This is a genomic window from Achromobacter sp. MUI-25009338, from assembly GCF_057359325.1.
Genome location: NZ_CM170627.1, coordinates 4,172,246 through 4,195,464 on the forward strand (window position 1 = coordinate 4,172,246; position 23,219 = coordinate 4,195,464).

At 67.4% G+C, this 23,219-nt stretch carries 24 protein-coding genes and 1 tRNA gene; 12 read left to right on the forward strand and 13 right to left on the reverse strand.

Going from position 1 to position 23,219, the window contains the following annotated elements; translation table 11 throughout:
• The first annotated feature begins 139 nt into the window (after nucleotides 1–139).
• Nucleotides 140–1,057, forward strand: coding sequence for a LysR family transcriptional regulator (locus AC1IQ6_RS19795; RefSeq protein ID WP_111827021.1), 918 nt, complete (start codon nucleotides 140–142; stop codon nucleotides 1,055–1,057).
• A 9-nt stretch (nucleotides 1,058–1,066) separates the two neighbouring features.
• Here the strand turns inward: AC1IQ6_RS19795 and recX are convergent, their stop codons facing one another.
• Nucleotides 1,067–1,666 (reverse strand): recombination regulator RecX, encoded by a 600-nt coding sequence (gene recX, locus AC1IQ6_RS19800; protein WP_479730246.1) that lies wholly within the window; start codon nucleotides 1,664–1,666, stop codon nucleotides 1,067–1,069.
• A gap of 99 nt (nucleotides 1,667–1,765) precedes the next feature.
• Nucleotides 1,766–2,827, reverse strand: coding sequence for a recombinase RecA (gene recA / locus AC1IQ6_RS19805; RefSeq protein WP_102774756.1), 1,062 nt, complete (start codon nucleotides 2,825–2,827; stop codon nucleotides 1,766–1,768).
• 256 nt (nucleotides 2,828–3,083) lie between these two features.
• Here recA and AC1IQ6_RS19810 point away from each other — a divergent pair, with 256 nt between their 5' ends.
• The 3 genes from AC1IQ6_RS19810 (at nucleotide 3,084) to AC1IQ6_RS19820 (ending at nucleotide 7,123) form a co-directional block, all read left to right on the forward strand.
• Entirely contained in the window at nucleotides 3,084–3,773 is a 690-nt protein-coding gene (locus AC1IQ6_RS19810; RefSeq protein WP_006393745.1) for a response regulator transcription factor, read from the forward strand.
• Nucleotides 3,774–3,888: 115 nt separating this feature from the next.
• The gene (locus AC1IQ6_RS19815; RefSeq protein WP_111827080.1) at nucleotides 3,889–5,265 is read left to right on the forward strand and encodes a sensor histidine kinase; all 1,377 of its coding nucleotides are present in this window, start codon (nucleotides 3,889–3,891) and stop codon (nucleotides 5,263–5,265) included.
• A 196-nt stretch (nucleotides 5,266–5,461) separates the two neighbouring features.
• Entirely contained in the window at nucleotides 5,462–7,123 is a 1,662-nt protein-coding gene (locus AC1IQ6_RS19820) for an MFS transporter (protein ID WP_168202309.1), read from the forward strand.
• Nucleotides 7,124–7,503: 380 nt separating this feature from the next.
• Here the strand turns inward: AC1IQ6_RS19820 and AC1IQ6_RS19825 are convergent, their stop codons facing one another.
• Nucleotides 7,504–7,713: a hypothetical protein gene (locus AC1IQ6_RS19825; RefSeq protein ID WP_102774758.1), complete on the reverse strand. Its 210-nt coding sequence runs from the start codon at nucleotides 7,711–7,713 to the stop codon at nucleotides 7,504–7,506.
• A 150-nt stretch (nucleotides 7,714–7,863) separates the two neighbouring features.
• Between AC1IQ6_RS19825 and AC1IQ6_RS19830 the strand changes: the two genes are divergently transcribed.
• Nucleotides 7,864–8,763: a recombination-associated protein RdgC gene (locus AC1IQ6_RS19830; RefSeq protein ID WP_102774759.1), complete on the forward strand. Its 900-nt coding sequence runs from the start codon at nucleotides 7,864–7,866 to the stop codon at nucleotides 8,761–8,763.
• Nucleotides 8,764–8,845: 82 nt separating this feature from the next.
• Here the strand turns inward: AC1IQ6_RS19830 and AC1IQ6_RS19835 are convergent, their stop codons facing one another.
• From AC1IQ6_RS19835 to AC1IQ6_RS19855, 5 genes are all read right to left on the reverse strand, one after another.
• Complete coding sequence (locus AC1IQ6_RS19835) at nucleotides 8,846–10,270, reverse strand: diguanylate cyclase (protein WP_102774760.1); 1,425 nt, start codon at nucleotides 10,268–10,270, stop codon at nucleotides 8,846–8,848.
• Between the two features lie 144 nt (nucleotides 10,271–10,414).
• Nucleotides 10,415–11,707, reverse strand: a complete 1,293-nt coding sequence (locus AC1IQ6_RS19840; RefSeq protein ID WP_111827019.1) for an aspartate carbamoyltransferase — start codon at nucleotides 11,705–11,707, stop codon at nucleotides 10,415–10,417.
• 107 nt (nucleotides 11,708–11,814) lie between these two features.
• Nucleotides 11,815–12,228: a hypothetical protein gene (locus AC1IQ6_RS19845; protein WP_102774762.1), complete on the reverse strand. Its 414-nt coding sequence runs from the start codon at nucleotides 12,226–12,228 to the stop codon at nucleotides 11,815–11,817.
• 6 nt (nucleotides 12,229–12,234) lie between these two features.
• Nucleotides 12,235–12,657 (reverse strand): BPTD_2524 family lipoprotein, encoded by a 423-nt coding sequence (locus tag AC1IQ6_RS19850; RefSeq protein WP_102774763.1) that lies wholly within the window; start codon nucleotides 12,655–12,657, stop codon nucleotides 12,235–12,237.
• 155 nt (nucleotides 12,658–12,812) lie between these two features.
• Nucleotides 12,813–12,944, reverse strand: a complete 132-nt coding sequence (locus AC1IQ6_RS19855; protein ID WP_485865200.1) for an entericidin A/B family lipoprotein — start codon at nucleotides 12,942–12,944, stop codon at nucleotides 12,813–12,815.
• 143 nt (nucleotides 12,945–13,087) lie between these two features.
• On the opposite strand from AC1IQ6_RS19855, the gene AC1IQ6_RS19860 reads away from it, so the two are divergent.
• On the forward strand, nucleotides 13,088–13,444 hold the full coding sequence (locus tag AC1IQ6_RS19860) for a hypothetical protein (RefSeq protein ID WP_102774764.1): 357 nt from the start codon (nucleotides 13,088–13,090) through the stop codon (nucleotides 13,442–13,444).
• Nucleotides 13,445–13,508: 64 nt separating this feature from the next.
• Nucleotides 13,509–13,913, forward strand: coding sequence for a hypothetical protein (locus AC1IQ6_RS19865; protein ID WP_102774765.1), 405 nt, complete (start codon nucleotides 13,509–13,511; stop codon nucleotides 13,911–13,913).
• Between the two features lie 3 nt (nucleotides 13,914–13,916).
• Here AC1IQ6_RS19865 and AC1IQ6_RS19870 read toward each other — a convergent pair whose 3' ends face one another.
• The 3 genes from AC1IQ6_RS19870 to AC1IQ6_RS19880 form a co-directional block, all read right to left on the reverse strand.
• Nucleotides 13,917–15,209, reverse strand: coding sequence for a TIGR03862 family flavoprotein (locus AC1IQ6_RS19870; protein ID WP_485865201.1), 1,293 nt, complete (start codon nucleotides 15,207–15,209; stop codon nucleotides 13,917–13,919).
• Nucleotides 15,210–15,469: 260 nt separating this feature from the next.
• Complete coding sequence (locus AC1IQ6_RS19875) at nucleotides 15,470–15,814, reverse strand: hypothetical protein (RefSeq protein WP_102774767.1); 345 nt, start codon at nucleotides 15,812–15,814, stop codon at nucleotides 15,470–15,472.
• A 136-nt stretch (nucleotides 15,815–15,950) separates the two neighbouring features.
• Nucleotides 15,951–16,823, reverse strand: a complete 873-nt coding sequence (locus AC1IQ6_RS19880; RefSeq protein WP_111827017.1) for an SMP-30/gluconolactonase/LRE family protein — start codon at nucleotides 16,821–16,823, stop codon at nucleotides 15,951–15,953.
• 173 nt (nucleotides 16,824–16,996) lie between these two features.
• Here AC1IQ6_RS19880 and AC1IQ6_RS19885 point away from each other — a divergent pair, with 173 nt between their 5' ends.
• The 3 genes from AC1IQ6_RS19885 to araH are packed head-to-tail and all read left to right on the forward strand — an operon-like array spanning nucleotide 16,997 to nucleotide 20,501.
• Nucleotides 16,997–17,989, forward strand: a complete 993-nt coding sequence (locus AC1IQ6_RS19885) for an arabinose ABC transporter substrate-binding protein (protein WP_479730251.1) — start codon at nucleotides 16,997–16,999, stop codon at nucleotides 17,987–17,989.
• Between the two features lie 50 nt (nucleotides 17,990–18,039).
• Complete coding sequence (gene araG / locus AC1IQ6_RS19890) at nucleotides 18,040–19,566, forward strand: L-arabinose ABC transporter ATP-binding protein AraG (RefSeq protein ID WP_485865202.1); 1,527 nt, start codon at nucleotides 18,040–18,042, stop codon at nucleotides 19,564–19,566.
• On the forward strand, nucleotides 19,563–20,501 hold the full coding sequence (araH, locus tag AC1IQ6_RS19895; protein ID WP_485865203.1) for an L-arabinose ABC transporter permease AraH: 939 nt from the start codon (nucleotides 19,563–19,565) through the stop codon (nucleotides 20,499–20,501). Before araG ends, araH begins: the two co-directional genes overlap by 4 nt.
• 58 nt (nucleotides 20,502–20,559) lie before the next feature.
• On the opposite strand, the gene AC1IQ6_RS19900 is transcribed toward araH, so the two are convergent.
• Together AC1IQ6_RS19900 and AC1IQ6_RS19905 are read right to left on the reverse strand one after the other, a co-directional pair.
• Nucleotides 20,560–20,636: transfer RNA gene (locus tag AC1IQ6_RS19900), tRNA-Met, on the reverse strand.
• A gap of 20 nt (nucleotides 20,637–20,656) precedes the next feature.
• Nucleotides 20,657–21,037, reverse strand: a complete 381-nt coding sequence (locus AC1IQ6_RS19905) for a hypothetical protein (RefSeq protein WP_102774772.1) — start codon at nucleotides 21,035–21,037, stop codon at nucleotides 20,657–20,659.
• Between the two features lie 169 nt (nucleotides 21,038–21,206).
• On the opposite strand from AC1IQ6_RS19905, the gene AC1IQ6_RS19910 reads away from it, so the two are divergent.
• Nucleotides 21,207–22,649 (forward strand): aminotransferase-like domain-containing protein, encoded by a 1,443-nt coding sequence (locus AC1IQ6_RS19910; protein ID WP_102774773.1) that lies wholly within the window; start codon nucleotides 21,207–21,209, stop codon nucleotides 22,647–22,649.
• A complete protein-coding gene (locus AC1IQ6_RS19915) occupies nucleotides 22,646–23,212 on the forward strand; it encodes a DedA family protein (RefSeq protein WP_485865204.1) in 567 nt (188 codons plus the stop codon). Before AC1IQ6_RS19910 ends, AC1IQ6_RS19915 begins: the two co-directional genes overlap by 4 nt.
• Nucleotides 23,213–23,219 lie beyond the last annotated feature (7 nt).

Sequence of the window (23,219 nt, forward strand, 5' to 3'; positions counted from 1 at the left end):
GCAATACCGTCGGATAACAAATTTTGTTCAAGTGACGGTTATTCTGAGGCCAAACCAATATGAGTCAAAATCAATCTCTACATTCATAACATGAGGAAATCTCATAGAATATGCGCTTATTCCATTTGCCCGTATTCCCATGCTCGAAATCCGCCACCTGGAAACGCTGACGGCCATCCGCGAAGGCGGCAGCCTGCAAGAGGCCGCCGAACGCCTGCACCTGACCCAATCGGCCCTGTCGCACCAGTTGCGCGACCTCGAAACCCGGCTGGGCACGCCGCTGTTGAACCGCCGCACCCGGCCGGCCCGGCTGACCACGGCCGGGCTGCGGGTGCTGGCGCTGGCCGACGAGGTGCTGCCCCGCATCCGCGCCACCGAGCGCGAGCTGCAGCGGCTGGCGGCCGGCCGCAGCGGGCGGCTGCACCTGGCCATCGACTGCCATTCCTGCTTTCAGTGGCTGATGCCGGCGCTGGACGCGTTCCGCGTGCAGTGGCCGGACGTGGCGCTGGATCTGTCGGCCGCGTTTTCGTTCGCGCCGCTGCCCGCGCTGGTGCGCGGCGACCTCGACCTGGTCATCACCTCGGACCCGCAGCCGCTGGAAGCCGTGCAATACCTGCCGCTGTTCAAGTACGAGCTGGTGCTGGCGGTCTCGGACTCCAATCCGTTGTCGGGCAGCAAGTTCGTGCTGCCCGAGCAGCTGGCCGACCAGACCCTCATCACCTATCCGGTGGACCGGCAACGCCTGGACGTCTTCACGGCCTTTCTCGACCCGGCCGACGTGGAGCCCGCGGCCGTGCGCAAGGCGGAGCTGACGCCCATCATCGCGCAACTGGTGGCCAGCAACCGCGGCGTGGCCGCCCTGCCCAACTGGGCGCTGACGGAATACATGAACCAGGGGTGGCTGCGCCTGTGCCGGCTGGGGCCGCAAGGCGTATGGCGCACGCTCTACGCCACGGTGCGCAGCGAGGACACGGACGCGTCGTACATCGATGAATTCCTGACCATCACGCGCGACGTGTGCTTCAGGACGCTGTCCGGGATCAAGTCGGCGAAATAGCCGGCCGGCTCAGTCCTCGTCGCCTTCGCCGAGGATGCGGCGGATCACGTCGTGCGCGAAGCCGCGGCTGGCCAGGAAACGCGCCTGCTTGGCGTAGGCCGCGCGGTCTTGCGGCCGGGCCTGGAAACGCTTTTTCCAGACTTCCAGGGCGCGCTCGTATTCGGTGGCGCGCAGCTGGTCGCGCAGTTCGGCGACCTGGTTGTCGTCCACCCCATGCTGGCGCAGTTCCTGGACGATGCGCGCCGTGCCCTGGCGCGCCGCGCGCCGGTGGACCAGGCCCTGCGCAAAGCGTTCGTTGGACAGCCAGCCTTCTTTTTCGAGGGAGTCGAGCACGGCCTCGACCTCGGCCGGGTCCTCGGCATGGGCGGCCAGCTTGCGGGCCAGTTCGCCGCGCGCGTGCTCGCGCCGCGACAGATAGCCCACGGCGCGCATCTTCAGCGACGGCCCCTTGCGGGCGGCCGGCTTGGCGTCGTCTTCGGCATCCTGCGCCTGCTCCCGCCGGGCGTCCGAAGTCCGGCGCAGGCCCTCGGGCCTGGCGACGGTTTCGAATTCGTCATCGAGCCTGGCGCGTAGGCGGTCGGCTGAGGTGGGCGGCGGTTTCCAGCTCATGCGTTTCCTGCTTGCCATGAATGACGGCAGGCCCGTGCTGGCGCCTGCCGCGAGTCTGTGGGCCGGATCGGCGGCGGGCAGGACCCGCCGACCGACGGCTTACTCGGCCGTGTCTTCGGCCGTGGGCACGAATTCGGCCGCGCGGCTCACGATGCCCTGGTTCTCGCGCACGCGGTTCTCGATCTCGATGGCCAGTTCCTTGTGCTCTTTCAGGTATTCGCGGACGTTGTCCTTGCCCTGGCCGATGCGGTTGCCGTTGTAGCTGTACCAGGCGCCGGACTTGTCCACCACGTTGGCGGCCACGCCCAGGTCGATGATTTCGCCCTCGCGCGAGATGCCCGCGCCGTACATGATGTCGAACTCGGCCTGCTTGAACGGCGGCGCGACCTTGTTCTTGACGACCTTGACGCGGGTTTCGTTGCCGACGACTTCGTCGCCCTTCTTGATCGAGCCGATGCGGCGGATGTCCAGGCGCACCGAGGAGTAGAACTTGAGCGCGTTGCCGCCGGTGGTGGTTTCGGGGTTGCCGAACATCACGCCGATCTTCATGCGGATCTGGTTGATGAAGATGACCATGCAGTTGGTCTTCTTGATGGTGGCGGTCAGCTTGCGCAGCGCCTGGCTCATCAGGCGCGCCTGCAGGCCGGGCAGCGAATCGCCCATTTCGCCTTCGATTTCGGCCTTGGGCACCAGGGCCGCCACCGAGTCGACGACGATGAGGTCGACCGAACCCGAGCGCACCAGCGCGTCGGTGATTTCCAGCGCCTGTTCGCCGGTGTCCGGCTGCGAGATCAGCAGGTCGGACAGGTTCACGCCCAGCTTGGCGGCGTACTGCACGTCGAGCGCGTGCTCGGCGTCGACGAAGGCGCAGGTGCCGCCGAGCTTCTGCATTTCAGCCACGACCTGCAGCGTCAGCGTGGTCTTGCCGGAGGATTCCGGACCGTAGATCTCGACCACGCGCCCGCGCGGCAGGCCGCCGACGCCCAGCGCGATGTCCAGCCCGAGCGACCCCGTGGAAACCACCTGGATGTCGTGCGATACCTCGTTGTCGCCGTAGCGCATGATCGAGCCCTTGCCGAACTGCTTTTCGATCTGCGAAAGCGCGGCGGCAAGCGCCTTGGCCTTTTCCGAAGCGGCGGCCTTGGTGGTTTTGTCGTCCATGTAAAGTCCTGTCTGTAGTCCCGTCTGTGACGTGGTCTGTAACGTATGTTGTAGCGGGGTGATGCTGGTTCGGCGGGATTGCGGGTTTTGCCGCGGAGCTAGATTATGGCATCGGATTGTACTGTACAAAAAAACAGTGTGCCACTGTTTTGCACGTATACCCTGAGTGGCAAGCCGCAAGCCATATGCCAGAATCCCAGGCGAGCCCGGCGTTTCGTCCCCGCAGCGCCGGACCGTGTTTCTTCTACTGTAGCCCATGCGTATCCTGATCGCCGAAGACGACAGCATCCTGGCCGACGGCCTGTCCCGCTCGCTGCGCCACAACGGCTACGCCGTGGATGCCGTGCGCGACGGGCTGGCGGCCGATTCGGCGCTGGCGGCCCAGGCTTTCGACCTGCTCATCCTGGATCTCGGCCTGCCGCAGCTGGCCGGGCTGGAAGTGCTGCGCCGGCTGCGCGCCCGCAACTCCGCCCTGCCCGTGCTCATCCTGACCGCCGCCGACAGCATCGAGCAGCGCGTCAAGGGCCTGGACCTGGGCGCCGACGACTACATGGCCAAGCCCTTCGCGCTGTCCGAGCTCGAGGCCCGCGTGCGCGCGCTGACCCGCCGCGGCGCCGGCGGCGGCGCCACGCTGCTCAAGCACGGCCGGCTGGTGTTCGACCAGACCGGCCGCGTGGCCATGGTGGACGACCAGACGCTGGACCTGTCGGCGCGCGAAGTCAGCCTGCTCGAAATCCTGCTGACCCGCAGCGGCCGCATGGTCAGCAAGACCCAGCTCGTCGACCATCTCTGCGAATGGGGCGAAGAAGTCAGCACCAACGCCATCGAGGTCTATGTGCACCGCCTGCGCAAGAAGCTCGAGCCCAGCGGCGTGAAGATCGTGACCGTGCGCGGGCTGGGCTATTGTCTTGAGCGGGACCAGGGTGCGGCCTACCTCGCAAGCTGATCCCGCGCATCCGGAAGCGCTCAATCAGGAAGCACTGGATGTCATGCAGGCCGGGTCCAAGGGCCCGAGCTTCGCGCCGCCCCAGCGCTCGCTGCTGGGCGAGATCCTGGACTGGATGCTGGCGCCGCTCTTCCTGCTGTGGCCGATGAGCGTGGCGATCACCTACGTGGTGGCGCAGAACATCGCCAACGTGCCCTACGACCGCGCGCTGGCCAACAATCTCTACGTGCTGACCCGGCAGGTCCATGCGCAGGACGGGCGCGCCGTGCTGCGCATGTCGGACGCCGCGCGCGAAGTGCTGCACGCCGACGAGACCGAAAGCGTGTTCTGGCTGGCCCTGGGCAGCCGCGGCGAATACCTGGGCGGCGACCGCGCCCTGCCCCTGCCGTCCAGCGTGGGCCAGCCCCAGCCCGGCCAGGTGCAATACGAGGACGCCACCCTGCGCGGCTTCGGCATCCGGCTGGCGTTCACCTGGGTGGACCTGCATCTGCCGAATACGCAGCCGGCGCTGCTGATCGCCGCCGAGACCGTCGAAAAGCGCACCCAGCTGGCCAACGACATCATCAAGGGCGTGATCATTCCGCAGTTCGTGGTGCTGCCGGTGGCGGTGCTGCTGGTGTGGTTCGGGCTGTCGCGCGGCGTGGCCCCGCTGAACGCGCTGCAGCAGCGGCTGCGCGCGCGCCGGCCGGACGATCTTTCCCCCATCGACGAGCGCGCCGCGCCGTCCGAGATCGCGCCCCTGGTGGCGGCCATGAACGACCTGCTGGACCGGCTCTCGTCCAACGTGCAGGCGCAGCGCCGCTTCGTCGCCGACGCCGCGCACCAGTTGAAGACGCCGCTGGCCGGCCTGCGCACGCAGGCGGAACTGGCCCTGCGCGACGCCAGCCCGGAAGAAATGCAGTCCAGCCTGCGCCAGCTGGTGACCGGTTCGGAACGCGCCACCCGCCTGGTGAACCAGTTGCTGCTGCTGGCCCGCGCCGAGAATCCCAGCGCCATCGGCATGGCGCGCACCGACCTCAACGCCATCGCCTACGAGCAGGCCATGCACTGGGTGCCGCAGGCGCTGTCGCTCAGCACCGACCTGGGTTTCGAAGGCGCCGACGCGCCGGTCGAAATCAACGGCAATCCCCTGCTGCTGGCCGAGCTGCTCAACAACCTGGTGGACAACGCGCTGCGCTACACGCCGCGCGGCGGCCACATCACGGTGCGGGTGCGGTCGCTGCGCGGCCATGCCGTGCTGGAGGTGGAGGACTCCGGCCCCGGCATCCCGCCCGAGGAACGCGAGCGCGTGTTCGACCGCTTCTACCGCGTGCTGGGCACCCTGTCCGACGGCAGCGGCCTGGGCCTGGCCATCGTGCGCGAGATCGCGCAGAAGCACCAGGCCAGCGTCGAGATCCATGACCATCCGACGGCGCATTCTTCCCTGCCCGGCATGCGCGTGCGCGTGATTTTCCCGTCCTATGACGACTCGCCGGAGCCGCTGGACAGCTAGGAGTATCCCTAGCGCCCCCCGCGGCAGAATCATTTTGTTTCAATTTTAAGATCCAAGTAAGGGTTCCGTCAGAACCCCGTCAGCCTTGCCCCCCAATGTTGCACATAGCTCTCGATGTCGGTGCCGCCGGCGGAGGGCAATGCACGGCGGACCACCGCCGGCAACAAAACGAGGAGACATCATGAGCACAACAACCATGGCAGGCCGCGGCCCTTCCGCGGGTCCGCGCCCAATGACCAAGGATGAGCGCCGCGTCATCTTTGCGTCGTCGCTGGGCACGGTTTTCGAGTGGTACGACTTCTACCTGTACGGCTCGCTGGCGGCCATCATCGCGCAGCACTTCTTCTCCGGCGTGAACCCCACCGCGGGCTTCATCTTCGCGCTGCTGGCCTTCGCGGCGGGTTTCGCCGTGCGGCCTTTCGGCGCGCTGGTGTTCGGCCGCCTGGGCGACCTGGTCGGACGTAAATACACCTTTCTGGTCACCATCGTGATCATGGGCCTGTCGACCTTCCTGGTCGGCGTGCTGCCCAGCTACGCCAGCATCGGCATCGCCGCCCCGGCCATCCTGATCGGCCTGCGCCTGCTGCAGGGCCTGGCGCTGGGCGGCGAGTACGGCGGCGCGGCGACCTATGTCGCCGAACACGCGCCGCACGGCCGCCGCGGTTTCTACACCTCGTGGATCCAGACCACCGCGACGCTGGGCCTGTTCCTGTCGCTGCTGGTCATCCTGGGCATCCGCACGTTCATGGGCGAAGACGATTTCAAGGCCTGGGGCTGGCGCATTCCGTTCCTGATCTCGGTGATCCTGCTGGGCATCTCGGTGTGGATCCGCCTGCAGCTCAACGAATCGCCGACCTTCAAGCGCATGAAGGAAGAAGGCAAGGGTTCCAAGGCGCCGATCGCCGAATCGTTCGGCCAATGGAAGAACCTGAAGGTCGTGATCCTGGCGCTGCTGGGCCTGACCGCCGGCCAGGCCGTGGTCTGGTACACCGGCCAGTTCTACGCCCTGTTCTTCCTGACGCAGACCCTGAAGATCGACGCCAACACGGCCAACATCATGATCGCGATCGCGCTGCTGATCGCCACGCCGTTCTTCGTGATCTTCGGCGCGCTGTCGGACAGGATCGGCCGCAAGCCCATCATCATGGCCGGCTGCCTGATCGCCGCCGTCACCTACTTCCCGATCTTCCAGGGCCTGACCCACTTCGCCAACCCCGCGCTGGAAAAGGCCCAGGCCTCGGCCCCGGTCACCGTGATCGCCGATCCGGCCACGTGCTCGTTCCAGTTCAACCCGGTGGGCACTTCGTCCTTCACCAGCTCGTGCGACGTGGTCAAGTCGTTCATGGCCCGCAACTCCGTGAACTACGAGAACCAGTCCGCGCCGGCCGGCTCGGTCGCCAAGGTCAAGATCGGCAATGACGAGTTCGCTTCGTTCGACGGCAAGTCCCTGCCGCCGGCCGAATTCAAGGCCAAGGTCGCCGAACTCGACAAGGCGCTGACCACCGCGATCCGCGACCACGGCTATCCGGCCAAGGCCGATCCGGCCCAGACCAACAAGGTCATGGTCGTGGTGCTGCTGACCATCCTGGTGATCTACGTGACCATGGTGTACGGCCCGATCGCCGCGATGCTGGTGGAGATGTTCCCGACCCGCATCCGCTACACCTCGATGAGCCTGCCCTACCACATCGGCAACGGCTGGTTCGGCGGCTTCCTGCCCCCGGTGGCCTTCGCGGTGGTCGCGGCGACCGGCAATATCTATGACGGCCTGTGGTACCCGATCATCATCGCCGTCATGACGCTGGTCATCGGCACCCTGTTCATCCGCGAAACCAAGGATAACGACATCAACGCCTGAACCTTCCATCCCCCGCCGGACGGGACTGCTGCGCCCGCCCGGCCTTTAGAAGCTCCTCCTTAACAGGGAGCTTTTTTTTTGGCCGCAGATTCAGGACCATGTCAGACCCGCGCCATTAGACTGGGCGCTCAGATTACGGTCTTGCGCAAGATCGACCGACGATTGATCCCCCTGTCGGGCGATTGCAGGGCCAGTGTTCTGACACCGATGCCGCGTTCCCCGCGAGCCTTTTATGACGCGGCATCGTGTGCTCCCGTACCGGCCCGGCCTTTATTGAGCCGGGCCGCTTTTTTTGTTCCGGGCGTACGCAAGCGACAATGGCGGCCCGCAAGGGGCCGCCATTTCGAGGCCGGCATGCCGGCCGCCCGCGCCTGCTGGAATCAGCGGCGCATGCCCACGCCGAGCGCCACCACGCCCGCCACGATGGCGGCGATGCCGGCCCAGGCGGGGATCGGCACCGACTTCTCGGTCTCGGCCGTGGCCTTGACCGATCCGATCTGCAGCACGGTCTCTTCGGATTTGTAATTGAAGCCCTTGTAAGCCAGGGCGGCGATGCCCAGGGCGATCAGGATGACGCCAACGATCTTCATTTGTTATCTCCAGTGCGACGTTGCTGCCGCGGACATTAGCGCATAGGCCGGCGGCTGTCAGTGACAGAAGGTGTCGCATCGCGCTTCCGTATTGCAGCGCTTCGGCAAAGCCTGCGCGTCGTATAGAATCACCCCTTTTGGCCGACGCTCATGTGGTTCAAGAATCTCAAGATTTATCGCCTCTCCTCGCCGTGGACGCTGATCGGCGAGCCGCTTGAAGAAACGCTGGCGCGGCACGCCTACCAGAGCGGCAACAACCTGGAAATGCAAAGCCTGGGCTGGGTGCCTCCGCGTGAAAACGGCGGCCTGGCCCACGTGGTCAACGGCCAGATCCTGCTCAGCCTGCGCGCCGAAAAGAAGCTGCTGCCCGGCACCGTGGTCAACCAGGTCGCCAAGGCCCGCGCCCAGGAAATCGAAGAGCAGCAAGGCTACAAGCCGGGCCGCAAGCAGATGAAGGAAATCAAGGAGCGCGTCACCGACGAGCTTCTGCCGCGCGCCTTCAGCGTATACCGCGACACCCGCGTGTGGATCGACACGCAGAACCATTGGCTGGTGATCGACGCCGCGGCCTCGGCCAAGGCCGACGAAGTCATCGGCCTGCTCGCCAAGACCGTCGATCCGTTCCCGCTGGAGAACCTGTACGTGGCCCAGTCGCCCGCCTCGGCCATGACCGGCTGGCTGGCCGAAGACGAAGCCCCCGTCAATTTCTCCATCGACCAGGACACCGAACTGCGCTCCTCGGGCGAAAGCGGCGCGGCCATCCGCTACGTCAAGCACTCCATCGACGCCGACGACGTGCGCCGCCACATCCAGTCCGGCAAGCAGTGCACCCGCCTGGCCATGACCTGGGCCGACCGCATCTCCTTCGTGCTGACCGAAGGCCTGGACATCAAGCGCGTCGCGCCGCTGGACGTGCTGAAGGAAGGCAACGAAGGCATGGCCGCCAACGACGACGAGAAGTTCGATTCCGACATGATGCTGATGACGGGCGAACTGGCCAAGATGATGGCCGAGCTGGTCGACGCGCTGGGCGGCGAAAAGAAGGTCTGAAGGCCGCGGTTGGCGCTGCCTGATGGGTTCCGCGCGCTTGACGTTTGAGATCTAGCTCAAGAATTCTCGCGCTACACCCGTCCTACGCAGCCTCGCTGCGGTCCCGCCCGGCCTGCTTGGCCCGGTACAGCGCCTTGTCGGCGCGATCGATCAGATACGCGTAATCGGGGTGGCCATCGAACGTGGCCACGCCGATGCTGGCCGTGATCCGCAGCGGGCCGGCCTCGGCCACGCTGAATTCCTGGCGGCGGACCTCCGCGCCCAGTTTCTGCGCCGTGGCCAGCGCGGCTTCGCGCCCCGCGTCCACCAGCACGATGAGGAATTCCTCGCCGCCATAGCGGAACACGAAGTCGCTGGAGCGGCACGACTGGTGCAGCACCTGGGCGAACTGGCGCAGCACCTGGTCGCCCCCGGCGTGGCCGTGCTGGTCGTTGATGGCCTTGAAATGGTCGATATCCAAAAGCAGCACCGAGAACTCGGTGCGCTGGCGCTGCGCGATCGAGATTTCGCGGCTGACCACCGAAGGCAGGAAACGCCGGTTGAGCACGTTGGTCAGCGGGTCGCTGCCGCTCTCGATCTCGGCCACCATGTCGAACAGGCCGTTGAGCAGGTGCTTGATGCGCGCCACCAGTTCCTGCAGTTCACGCACGTGGTCCGTCATCGACGCGGCCGCGCCGTCCATCAGCCGCGGCAGCACGTCGCGATCCAGTTGCGCGACGGCCTCGGTGATCTGCTGCAGGGCCGGCGCGCTTTCGAACATCGCCGCGCCCTTGTGCTGCAGCCACAGCCCGAATTCGGAAGCGGCCAGGCGCGGCAGCGCCTGGCCCGGCGCGCGATAGTGCAGGCCGATCAGCACGGCCTGGCTCCATTCCAGCAGCGCGGCGCGCTGGCGTTCGCGTTCGGTGGAAATGTTCTGCCCCAGCGCGAACAGCCGGTAGGCTTCGTCGTTGCGCGCGCCGCGGCTGACGTCGCGCATGAACGCGCGGCTCATCTGCTCGACCGCCAGGTCGAACAGATTGCATACGTATTGCGTGGCCACGGAGGCCGCCAGGCCGTCCAGGTCGCTGGCGCGCAGGCGCTGCGCGATCTCGTTCTTGAGGATGCGCGCGCCCACCATCACCAGGTGCATGGGAATGTGGACGCGGGCGTGCACCTCGCCCACCTTCTTCTGCGTGGCCATCAGGGCGCCGATGTCGCCCTGCCCGCGCACGCACAGCAGGCCCTTGAGCCAGTGCGTCATGCCGCTGTGCAGGCGCGTGGCCACGATGTCATGGGACAGGCGCGGGCCGGCTTCGGCGTCGGCCAGCAGCACGGAATAGAAGGTATCGACCAGTTGCGGCAGGCTGTCGCCCACCACCGCGGCGACCTGGCCACGGGTATAGGCGTCGACCGACTGGTAGACCGCCACCCAGGCCGCTTCGTGCGACGCGCTGAGGTAGCAGGCCTGGGCAGGCATGGCCTCGGATCGATCCGGAGAAGACGGAATGCCGAAGCTGCTGATAGACATGAATAATCCCCCCGAGGGCTAAGGCGTGCCCCGGGAGCAGAATGCGACACGCGGCAGACAAAAACCAGCGCGGATTATGCTTCAAATCGCGGCGGCCCGGCCGACTGCCCGACCGTGCCGCAGGACTATTTCACCGGTCGGGGATCAATCCAGGCCGTGGAAAGCCGAATCGTCCGGCCCGACGTGCGAGGGATGGCGCCACGTCACGTCGCGCATCGAGTGCTGCACCAGGCCTTCCACGCCCAGCAGCACCGCGAAGATCGCCATGCGGATGGGAATGCCGTTGTCGGTCTGGCGGAAGATCGCCAGGCGCGGATCGTGGTTAAGGTCCACGCTCAGGTCGTTGGCGCCCGGGCGGCTGTCGCGCGGCAGCGGGTGCATGACGATGGTCTCGGGGCTGCAATAGGCGTCGATGATGGCGCGGTTGATCTGGAAGTCGGGCGTGTAGCCTTCGTTCTCTTCGTTGGCGAAGCGCTCTTTCTGCACGCGCGTCGCGTAGATCACGTCGGCGCCGGCCAGGCCTTCGGCCAGCGAGCTCTTCTGCTCGATCATGTTGCCGTTGCGGCTGGCCTGCTCGATGATGTAGGCCGGCATTTCCAGGCCCTTGGGCGAGACCAGCGAGAACTTCACGTTCTTGTACAGCGCCATCAGCTTGATCAGCGAATGCACGGTGCGGCCGTACTTCAGGTCGCCGACCATCGCGATGTGGGCGCCGTCGAGCAGCTTGCCCAGGCGCGAGAACTCGGTGAGGATCGTGTACAGGTCGAGCAGGGCCTGGCTGGGGTGTTCGCCCGGGCCGTCGCCGCCGTTGACCACCGGAATGTTGGTGGCGCGCGCGAACTCGGCGACCGAGCCCTGCTCCGGATGGCGGATGACCATCGCGTCGACGTAGCCGCTCATGACGCGGCTGGTGTCGTAAATGGATTCGCCCTTGGCCATGGACGAGAAGGTGAAGCCGGTGGTGTCGCACACCGAACCGCCCAGGCGGCAGAACGCCGAACCGAAGCTGACGCGGGTGCGCGTGCTGGCCTCGAAGAACAGGTTGCCCAGCACGGCGCCCTCGAGCACGCGCGAGACTTTCTGGCGACGCGCGATGGGCTGCATCATGTCGGCCACGCGGAACAGGTCTTCGACCGATTCGCGGGTGAACTGGTCCACCGACAGCAGCTGGTGCTTGCCTTCCACCGCGATACGGTCACGCAGAGGCCCTTCTTGTACGCTTTGCGTATATTTTTCCAGCAAAACGCCGTTCTGCACGATTTCCGTGACGAAGCGCTGCACCACTTCCGGCATGGCGCGGAATTCCTGCGAGCCCTCTGGCAGCAGCCAGGTATCCAGGGCGCGGCGCTTGACGCCGATGCGGGTGGCGAAAACGTCGCGCGTGAGGTTCAGGCGCCGCATGGCGTCACGCAGGAAGGCTTGCTGGGAAATGGTCATGACGGGCCCCGAGACAGAGGATTTATATACGCAACGCGCATATTATTCTCAACACAAACTCAAGTCCAACACTTTTGCGCACACGGGTAAACCCCGAGGCAGTCGGCTCAGCGCGGGCTCAGCGCCGCCGTCATCTGCGGAGGGTCCACCACCGCCTGCGCGGCCGCCACCCAGCACGCGGCGCAGAAGGCCAGCGCGCTGAGCAGGTAGCAGAACATGGCCAGAAGCTGCGCGGGCAGATGAGCCCGCGTCAGATGTCCGGTGTAGCCTTGGCGCAACAGGCTGACCTGCGCGAGGTAGGCGAACAACAGGCCCAGGCAACTGGCCAGCAGGCCGCCGAGCAGCAGTTCCAGCGGCAGCTGCAGGTCGGGCGCGGCGACCTCGCCGCCCACGATGCCCAGCAGAAAGGCCGTCACCACCAGCGCCGCCCCGCCGTTGAGCCAGCCCAGGAAGCGGAACGCCCCCGCCAGCAGGGAGAACGACATGGCGCTTGCGCGGATCTGCTGGGAACGGGCGTCCATGGTCGCTCAGCGTTGGCGGCAGACGGGCGTCGCGCTCTGGATCGAGGCCTTGGCGGCGGCAAGCTCCGCCTGGTCCCAGCGGTCCTCGCCCAGCACGGTGACGGTCACCTTGGAGGTGGAAGGCGTGTCGGTCTCGGCGGTGATCAGCTCCAGCACCTTGGCCGGCTCCGTCACCTTATAGAGCTGCACCTCGTCCGGCGCGCCCTTTTCGCCCTTCACGCTGCGCCAGGCATAGGCGACGTTGTAGGCGTGCTGCACCTGGACGTGGCAGACGCGCACGTATTCGCCGGCGCGGCGAAACGCCGCCTCGTAGTTGGTATTGACGACGAAGGTCTCCTTCAATACGGCATCGGACTCGTAGACCCCCCTGCTTGCGCAGCCGGCCAACAAGGCCGCGACCGCCACTCCCACCCACACAGACTTGCGCATGACACTTCCCGCTCAGAGATAGATTCGGATTGCAAGATTATGCCCCAGCCATTCCCGCTTCCAGGGCCCGCCCGGCGGCGAAAAAAAAACCGCGCGTGAAATGCTGGGCATTTCACGCACGGCCTCTGGCCAAAGCGCGGCTGACGCTGGCGGCGCTACTTGGTACCGGCGCCTTCGATCTTTTCGCCGCCGCGCTGGATGTCCTTGCCAGCGCCCGCGACCGTGTTGCAGCCCGCCGATAGCGCGGCGATCGAAAGCAGCATGACGAGAAAGACTTTGTTTTTCATGAACATCTCCTGTCGGGCTTGGAAGGCGAAATCAGCATACCGCAAAGTCCCCAATTTGCGCATCACCTTGTGGACGGGCCGCTTTGCGCGGGCGCAACGCCGCGCCTGTCGCGAAATTGCCGGCAATGGATTAGCATTCGCAAATGATCAAGAAACATGTATCGCAGCGTCCCGGTTCCTCCCCGCAAGGCTGGGGCTGGGAACAGCCCGAATGCCGTGGACAGGCGGCTTTGGCGCTGTTCATCGACGATCTGCACCGGATCCTGCAGGCTCACGCCGCCGGCAAGCTCGCTTCCAGCGGCACGCTGGACGACGCCCAGCGCGACGTGGACGAACTGCTGGTCCGGTACAACGAAATCGGCGCGGCGCCGGATATTTTTCTCGGACAGACTGTCGAACTCAAGGAAGGCGTGGACCGCAACGGGGTATCCCATACGGTACCTATTTTTTCGGCACGCCTGAAACAATCATTGGTATCCATGCTGGGACAGGCGGGATGAACGCCCGCACGCCGGTCCAGGCAGGCTCAGAATCAAAACAGCCGTAGCAGGCAGGAGACGCAGAATGAACACGGACAATGTCGTAGAGTTTCTCCGGCTGCTGTCGCTGGATGTGACGCTGGGCGCCGCCGCCCAGCACGCCGCCAGCCAGGCCGACGCCCCCCAGGCGCTGGCCCGCCTGGCCACTGCGCATGGCCTGCCGTGCAGCGCGGAAGACTGGTCCTGTTTTGCTCGCAACTGCCTGGGCGTTCCGCAACACGACGATGCCGAATCCGAGAGCGACGACGCCGCCATCTGGCAACTGGTGCAGGACCCTGCCCAGGGCAGCCGCATTCAGACCCAGTCCGTCACCCGGGTGATCGGCATCATCACGCAGCCCGAGGGCGGCCCGCCCGTGGTGGGCCACGTGGTCGGCGACCTCGCGCCGCGCGCGCCGGCCGGCATGGCGTCCTCGCCCTCCCGGTCCTGATCCTCAGCCGGCCGCGGGCCGGGTTTCCTCCAGATACGCCACGACGCCGTCCGCCGCGACGGCGCCGCTGGCCATGCACGCCGTCAGCAGATAGCCGCCGGTGGGCGCTTCCCAATCCAGCATCTCGCCCGCGCAGAACACGCCGGGCGCCGCCCGCAGCATCAGCGCGGGCGTCAGCGCCTCGAACGCCACGCCGCCGGCGGTGCTGATGGCCTCGTCGATGGGACGGGCGCGCGCCAGCCGCAGCGGCAAGGCCTTGATGCGCAGGGCGAGCCGGGCCGGATCGCGGAAGTCCTCGGCCGCCGCGCATTCGCGCAGCAGGCCCGCCTTGACGCCCTTGAGCCCGAGCCGGCTCTGCAGGTGGCTGGACATGGACCGCGCGCCGCGCGGATGCGTCACCGCGGCCGTCACTTTTTCCTGCGGCCAGTCGGGCAGCAGGTCGAGGATGGCGCGGGCCTCGCCCCCGGCCTCGATACGGTCCCGCAGGGGCGCCGACAAGGCGTAGACCAGGCTGCCTTCGATGCCGGTCTCGGAAATGACGAATTCGCCCTGCCGGAACGGGCCGCGGCCGGTCGCCGTCTCGCAGGCCATGGCCACGGATTTGACGGGCTGGCCGGCGTTGCGCTCGCGGAAGTGATCCGACCACGCCACATCGAAGCCGCAGTTGGCCGGCCGCAGCGGCGCGGTCTGCACGCCGTGGGCCTGCAGCCCCGCCATCCACGCGCCGTCCGATCCCAGCCTGGCCCAGCTGCCGCCGCCCAGCGCCAGCACCACGGCGTCGGCGGCATAGGCCTGCTCGCCGGCGGGCGTATCGAAGCGCAGCGCGCCGGCCGACGGCGACGCGCCGGGCGGCCAGCCCAGCCAGCGGTGCCGCATGTGCAGCCGCACCCCGCTGGCGCGCAGCCGCGCGAGCCAGGCCCTCAGCAGCGGCGCCGCTTTCATTTCCTCTGGAAAAACACGGCCCGACGAACCCACGAAAGTCTGGATGCCGAGCCCGAGGGCCCAGTCGCGCAGGCCGTCGGCGTCCAGCGCCGCCAGCCACGGCGCCACCTGTTGCGCGCGCGCGCCGTAGCGGGCCAGGAACGGGCCGGCCGCCTCGCTATGGGTCAGGTTCAGGCCGCCGCGCCCGGCCATCAGGAACTTGCGCCCGACCGAGGGCATCGCGTCGAACACGTCCACCTGCACCGCGTGCGCGCTCAAGCGTTCGGCGGCCATCAGGCCCGCCGGACCGCCGCCGATGACGGCGACGCGCCGGGCGGCCGGCGCCGCCGGATCGTCCGTGTGCGGCGCGCTCATGGCGCAAGCGCCTTCAGGCCGGCGAAACGGACGGGCATGGCACGGTGCATGGGAGAGAAACCGGAAGAGAATGCGGCGCGCGCCGCGGGCCAGGATTGTCGCACAGCCCTGCCCGGACGCAATAAACGCCCCTCAGGGCGTTTATTGAGCGCAAGCGCCAAGTCGTTGTAATGGCAGGGAAAAGCCGACATGCACAAGGGCTATCCCAAGGCTTGTCCACAATCATTGTGGGCAACTTCGCCGCCCTGCCCTGCCAAGAGCTAGTTGCGGACGGCCGCCAGCATCGGTCCCGGCCAGGGTTCGGCGTCGAGCTGGAAGCGCAGCTCCTGGTACTCGCCGTCCACCGAGACCGACGGCAGCAGCCCGGCGTCCAGCGCCTGGCCCAGCGCACGCCGGCACAGGGTTTCGGGATCGTCCGGCAGCGACTGGAACACGCCGTCCGGGATGCGCAGCCGCAGCAGCGCCTGGGGATCGCCGCTTTCGGCCGGACGGCCGATGTGGATATGGGCGGGATAGCCGTGGGGGCACCAGATTCCCACGTGGTACTTGCCTTCGGCGCCGGTGTCGGCGACGTAGCCGGGATGATCGTATTTCGCGGTTCCCATGGACCCTCCTCGAATGCGGCAACCTAGCACGCGTGACCCATCGTAGCGCAGGGCCGCCCCGGTGTGCGGCCCCGGCGCATCCGGGAAAGCCCGGGCCGGCGCAAACCTTGACGCCGGACAAGTCCGCGGGCCGGACCTACAGCGCCACCCTGGGATCGAATCTGCCGGCGAAGCCGAGGTCCACGCAGAAGGTCGCGCCCGCCTCGGGCGAGGCCCGCAGCTGCGCATCGTCCAGCCCGGCGCGGGCGCTGGTGACCAGCATCCTGCGCGCGTCGGCGCCGATGAAGGCGGGGCAGCTGACCTGGGCCGCGCCCAGCTCGATGCTGCCCACCGGCCGGCCGTCGGGCGCGAAGCCGGCGACCCGGCCGGCGCCCCACAGAGCGATCCAGATGGCGCCGGCGGCGTCGGTCACGGCGCCGTCTGGGCCGCCGTCCAGCCCGCTCAGAAACGGTTCCGGCGCGCCCTGCGGCAGGCCGGTGGCGGGATCGGTCGCGACCCGGAAGACGACGCCGCGCGCGGTGTCGGCGAAATAGGCGATGCGCCCGTCCGGCGCAAAGCAGATGGCGTTGGGGATCGTCACCCCGTCGCGCAGCCGTTGCACCCGCCCCCGGTAGTAGTGGTAGATGCTGCCGGCGCCGGGTTCCGCCTGCCAGCCCATGGTACTGATCCAGAAGGCCCCGCAGGGGTGCACGCGCGCATCGTTCGAGCGGGTGGCGGGGTTGTCGGCCTCCAGCGGCAGATGCAGGTCCAGCGCGCCGGAAACCGGATCGCGCAGGTACAGCCCGTTCTCGGCCAGCAGCAGCTGGCGGGCGCCGTCCTCGGTGATGGCCATGGCGCTGGCCGCCAGCGGCAGCCCGGCCACCTGCGTGGCCCCGCCGCAGCCCCGGCCGGCGTCAGCGCGCGTATACAGCCTGCGGCCCACGATGTCGAACCACCAGGCCAGTCCGCTGGCCGGGTCGTAGCCCGGCCCTTCGCCCAGTTCCAGGCGGTAGTCGTCCAGTACGGTCATTGCGCCTCCTGCCTGCTCCTATTTCGGACCGATTGCTTTGACACTGCAAGCCCTGCTGCCTCTAATGAATCGCAGTCCGTTCATCATGTCTATTGCCTTGATTTATATGATGAATCCACCCGGTTTTCATACAGGACGGCCTGCGAGCAGTCCAGCACGGAAGGAGAAAAATCATGCGTTTCCTGAAGCAGGCGCTGCTGGTCGCCGCGCTGGCGCTCGTTCCCCTGGCGGGAGTCGGCGCGGCCCAGGCCGGCAACGTGAAGATCGGGTTCATCGTCAAGCAGCCCGAGGAACCGTGGTTCCAGGACGAATGGAAATTCGCCGACCAGGCGGCCGCCGAAAAAGGCTTCGAACTGGTCAAGATCGGCGCCGCCGACGGCGAGAAGCTCATGGCCGCGATCGACAACCTCGGCGCGCAGGGCGTGCAGGGCTTCATCGTCTGCACCCCGGACGTGAAGCTGGGCCCGGGCCTGGTCGCCAAGGCGCGGGCCAACGAGATGAAGATGATGACGGTCGATGACCGGCTGGTCGACGCCGCGGGCGCGCCGCTCGCATCGGTGCCGCACATGGGCATCTCGGCCACCCGGATCGGCGAGACCGTCGGCCACGCGATCATGGCCGAGATCAAGCGGCGCGGCTGGGACATCGCCCAGGCCGGCGCCATCCGCGTGTCCTACGACCAGCTGCCCACCGCCACCGACCGCGTCGAGGGCGCCATCTCGATCCTGAAGGCCGGCGGCTTCCCCCAGGCGTCCATCTTCGACGCGCCGCAGGCCAAGACCGACACCGAAGCGGCGCTCAACGCCGCCACCACGGTGCTCAACGCCCATCCCGGCATCAAGCGCTGGGTCGCCTTCGGCCTGAACGACGAGGCCGCGCTGGGCGCCGTGCGCGCCACCGAAAGCGTGGGCATCCCGCCGGAAAACGTCATCGCCGTGGGCATCGGCGGCGCGGAATCGGCGATCAACGAATTCAAGAAGCCCAAGCCCACCGGCTTCGCCGGCACGGTCATCATCTCGCCGCGGCGCCACGGCTACGAAACGGCGCTGAACATGTACGAATGGATCGCCAGCGGCGCCGCCCCCGAGCCGCTGATCCTGACCTCGGGCACGCTGGCGGCCCGCAACGATTACCAGCAGGTCCGCAAGAACCTGGGGATCGAATGATCCTGCCGGCCGGGGCGGTGAGCCGGCATCGCCCGCATCCGGGAGCAGCCATGGCCTATCTCGAATTCACCGGCGTCAGCAAAAGCTATCCGGGCGTCACGGCGCTGTCGGACGTGAGCTTCGGCGTCGAAAAAGGCGCGGTGCACGGCCTGATGGGCGAGAACGGGGCCGGCAAGTCCACGCTCATCAAGATCCTGTCGGGCGATCTGCAGGCTGACGCGGGCGGCATCGCCATCGACGGGAAAGCGCAGCAATACGCCTCGACCGGCGACGCCTTCGACAACGGCGTGATCGTCATCCACCAGGAACTGCAGCTGGTTCCCGAACTGACCGTGGCCGAGAACCTCACGCTGGGGCGGTTTCCGGCAAGGGCTGGCGTGATCTCGCGGCGGCGCATGATCGACACGGTCGCGGCCCGGCTCGAATCCGCCGGCATCGACATCGATCCGCGCCGCCGGATCAAGCAGCTGTCCATCGGCGAGCGCCAGATGGTCGAGATCGCCAAGGCGGTCATGCTGGACGCCCGCGTGATCGCGCTGGACGAACCCACTTCCTCGCTGTCCTCGCGCGAAAGCGAGGTGCTGTTCGCGATGATCGAGAGCCTGCGCGCGCAGGGCAAGGCGATTCTCTATGTCTCGCACCGGATGGACGAGATCTTCCGGCTGTGCAGCAGCATGACCGTGCTGCGCGACGGCCGGCTCGCCGCCCACCATCCCGACATGGAAGGGCTGACGCGCGAGCGGATCGTGGCCGAAATGGTGGGACGCGAGATCAGCGACATCTGGGGCTACCGGCCGCGCGCGCAGGGCGCCGTCCGGCTGCGGGTGCAGGGCCTGTCGGGCGAGCGGCTCAAGGCGCCGGCCAGCTTCGAGGTGCGCGCCGGCGAAATCCTCGGCTTCTTCGGCCTGATCGGCGCCGGCCGCTCCGAACTCATGCGCCTGATCTACGGCGCCGATGCGCGCCACGGCGGCAGCATCGCGCTGGACGGGACGCCGGTCGAGGCCGATACGCCGCACGGCATGATCCGCGCCGGCCTGGCGCTGTGCACCGAGGACCGCAAGCATGACGGCATCATTCAGGGCCGTTCGATCGCCGAGAACATCAACATCTCGTCGCGGCGGCACAGCGCGCGCTTCGGCGTGCTCGACCGCGCCAGGGAGGCCGAGGCCGCCGAAACCCATATCCGCAAGCTGCGCGTGCGCACGCCTTCGCGCCACCAGGACATCGTCAACCTGTCGGGCGGCAACCAGCAAAAGGTCATCCTGGGGCGCTGGCTGTCGGAACAGGGCATCCGCGTGCTCATCATCGACGAACCCACGCGCGGCATAGACGTGGGCGCCAAATCCGAAATCTACGAACTGCTCTACCAACTGGCCGAGGATGGCATGGCGATCGTCGTCGTCTCGTCGGAACTGCCCGAGGTGATGGGCATCTGCGACCGGCTGATGGTGATGTGCGAAGGCCGCATCGACGCCGAGCTGACGCGCGGCGATTTCCTCGAGCGCCGGATTCTTGCCGCGGCCCTGCCCGACCGGGCCGGGCCGCCGCTTCCTACTCGTGGCGAACTCCCCCGATGAAAAAACTGCTGTTGGGCGAACAGGGCTTGCTGGTCATCTTCGTATTGGCTTTCGTCCTGGTGGCGATTTTCGTGCCGAACTTCCTGACCGGGCGCAACATGCTCGGGTTGTTGCAATCCGTGGTGACGGTGGGCATCGTCGCCTGCACCATGATGCTGTGCCTGGCGGCTCGGGACTTCGACCTGTCGGTGGGCTCCATCGTGGCCTTCACCGGCATGGTCGCGGTAATGGTCTCGAACGGCAGCGGCTCCATCCTGCTGGGCGCGGCGGCCGCGCTGGCCTGCGGCGCCATTGTCGGCTGGCTCAACGGCCTGGTGATCGCGAAGTTCCACATCAATGCGCTCATCACGACGCTGGCGACCATGCAGATCGTGCGCGGCCTGGCGCTGATCGCTTCGGAAGGCCGGGCGGTGGGCATCAACGACCCGGCCTTCTTCAACATCGCGCTGTCCAGGTTCCTGACCATCCCGACCCCGATCTGGGCGATGGCGGCGCTGTTCGCGATCTTCGGCTTCGTACTGAATCGCAGCGTGTTCGGCAAGAACGTGCTCGCCATCGGCGGCAACCCGGAAGCGTCGCGGCTGGCCGGCGTCAGGGTCGATCGCAGCCGCATCTGCATCTTCGCGCTGCAGGGGCTGGTCTGCGCCATCGCCGGCATCCTGCTGGCGTCGCGCATCACCTCGGGGCAACCCAACGCCGCGGTGGGGCTGGAACTGGCGGTGATTTCGGCCTGCGTGCTGGGCGGCGTCTCGCTGGCCGGCGGCCGGGCGACGATGACCGGGGTGATCGTGGGGGTGATGATCATGGGCATCGCCGAAAACGCGATGAACCTGCTGAACATCCCGGCCTTCTACCAGTACATCGTGCGCGGCGTGATATTGCTGCTGGCGGTGTTCCTGGACAATCTGCGCTCGCGCGCGCTGGGGCGGCGCTGAAGCGGGCGCAAAAACAAAAAAGCCGCAGCTCTTTCGAGTGCGGCTTTCTTGTTGAAACTGGTTGCGGGGGCAGGATTTGAACCTACGACCTTCGGGTTATGAGCCCGACGAGCTGCCAGACTGCTCCACCCCGCGTCTGATGTGTGAATCATACATCATTTTGAAATCTTGTGCAGCGCACCCAGCGAATTTTTTTGCTTTTGCGCCATCCGCGACCCCAAAAACGCGCTCGCCAGCCGCCATAGCCGGGCCGCCAGGCCGGGGCGATCCAGGCAGATCACTTCGGCCGCGTCGATGGCGGTGATGCGCGCCACGCCGCCATAGGCCAGGCCGTGGCCCTCGCCGGCGTGGAGCCTGGCCGACATGGCCAGAGGCAGGCCGTCCGGGGCCTGCGGGCCGGTGACCGGCTCGTCCACGCGCACGCTGCCGCTTACGCAGACCACGGTGGCGCAGGCGCGCAGCACCACCTGGCGGCTCGCGCCGGCGGCCAGCGACCAGCGGCTGGCCTGGATATCCGCAACGGAATTCGGGGTCATGGGCATCTCCTGTGACACCACGACAGGCTACGCGCCCGCTGCTATGCGCAACAGCCACACATCCCGGGTTTCTGTATCGAAGCAGATCCTCGATTTTGCCACTGTTATGGTGTACTTTTGGCGAATCTGTGCCTACCTACCATCCGACCTCGGGGAGCATGATCGGCGCATGGACCCGCAACCGCTCTATCTACGCCTGGCCGACCACTACCGGCGCGCCATCCAGACCGGCGTACTGGCCCCGGCGCAGCGCATGCCCTCGGTGCGCACGCTGGTGCGCACCCATCACGTCAGCCTTTCCACCGCGTTGCAGGCCTGCCGCCAGCTGGAGGACGACGGCCTGATCGAGGCCCGGCCGCGTTCCGGCTATTTCGTGCTGAAGCCGCGCCGCGCGAGCATGCCGCCGGTGGACGAGCCGGATATCCGCCAGACGCTGGGAACCGCGCAATACGTGGGCATCCACGACCGCGTCTCGGACTTCGTGGCCAAGTGCGAGGCCCACCCGGTCAGCGCCAATTTCGCGCTGGCCGCGGCGGTGCCCGAGGCCTATCCCATGGAAGCCTTGAAGCAGGCCATGATGCGCGCGCTGCGCCAGTCGCCGCGCGCGCTGGTCGATCCGGTCCCGCCGCAGGGACATCCGGCGCTGCGCGCGGTGCTGGCGCGGCGGGCGCTGGCCAATGGCATCAATGCGACGCCCGACGACGTCATCGTCACGCATGGCTGCATCGAGGCCCTGAACCTGGCGCTGCGCGCCGTGGCCAGGCCGGGCGACACCATCGCGGTCGAATCGCCGGCCTACTTCGGCCTGCTGCAGGTGCTGGAGAGCCTGGGCATGCGGGCGCTGGAGATTCCCACCAGCCCGCAGCACGGCCTGTCCATCGAGGCGCTGGACCTGGCCTTCCAGACGCACGGCAACATCCGCGCGGTGGTGGTGGTGCCGAATTTCCAGAACCCGCTGGGCTGCGTCATGCCCGAGGCCGAGAAAGCCCGGCTGGTGGCGCTGTGCGAGCGCCAGCAGGTGCCGCTGATCGAGGACGACACCTACGGCGCGCTGACCGACGACGACACGCCGCTGCCGGCGGCCAAGTCCTGGGACGCGACCGGCAACGTCATCTATTGCTCGTCCATGCACAAGACGCTGGCGCCGGGCATGCGCCTGGGCTGGCTGATCGGCGGGCGCTGGAAGGCCCGCATCGCCATGCTCAAGTTCGCGCAGAGCCGCCCCAACGAGCCGCTGGCGCAGATGGCCGCGGCCGAGTTCATGGGCTCGCGCGCCTACGACCGCCACCTGTCCAGGCTGCGCCGGCATCTCAAGGCCCAGCGCGACCAGACCGCCGAGACCATCGCCGCGCACTTTCCGGCCGGCACCCGCCTGAGCATGCCGCGCGGCGGCATGCTGCTGTGGGTCGAGATGCCGGACGGGCGCAGCGGCATGGAGGTTTTCGAGAGCGCGCTGCGCCAGGGCATACGGGTCGCGCCGGGCGCCATGTTCTCCAACAGCACGCGCTACGAGCATTTCCTGCGCATCAGTTGCGGGCAGCGCACCACGCCCGAGATCACGCGCGCGCTGCAGACCCTGGCGCGCATCGTGGCCGAGCGGCCGCGCAAATGAACCCGACGCTGCATCAGCTCATCGCCGACTACGGCCTGTGGGCGGTGCTGGCCGGCACCTTTCTGGAAGGCGAGAGCGTGGTGGTGCTGGCGGGCTTTCTGGCGCACCAGCGCCTGCTGCGCCTGCCCGACGTGATGCTGTGCGCGTTCGCCGGCTCGTTCGCCGCCGACCAGCTGCTGTTCTATCTGGGACGGCGCTACCGGGAGCACCGCTACGTGGCGCGGGTCCGCGCGCAGCCGGCCTTCGGCAAGGCGCTGGACCTGGTCGAGCGCTATCCCCACGGCTTCATCCTGACGCTGCGCTTTCTGTATGGCCTGCGCACGGTGGGACCGGTGGCGCTGGGCGTGTCGCAGGTGCCGGCGCTGCGGTTCCTGGTGCTCAACGCGGTGGGCGCCGCGATCTGGGCGCTGTGCTTCAGCGTGCTGGGCTATGCGTTCGGGCAGACCATCGAGTCGATGCTGGGGCGGCTGCACGGCGCCGAGACCAAGCTGGCGGTGGCCCTCGCCATCGGCGCGCTGATCGCGCTGGCCTACCACCTGTACGCCAGGCGGCGGCGCAAGTAGCGCGGCG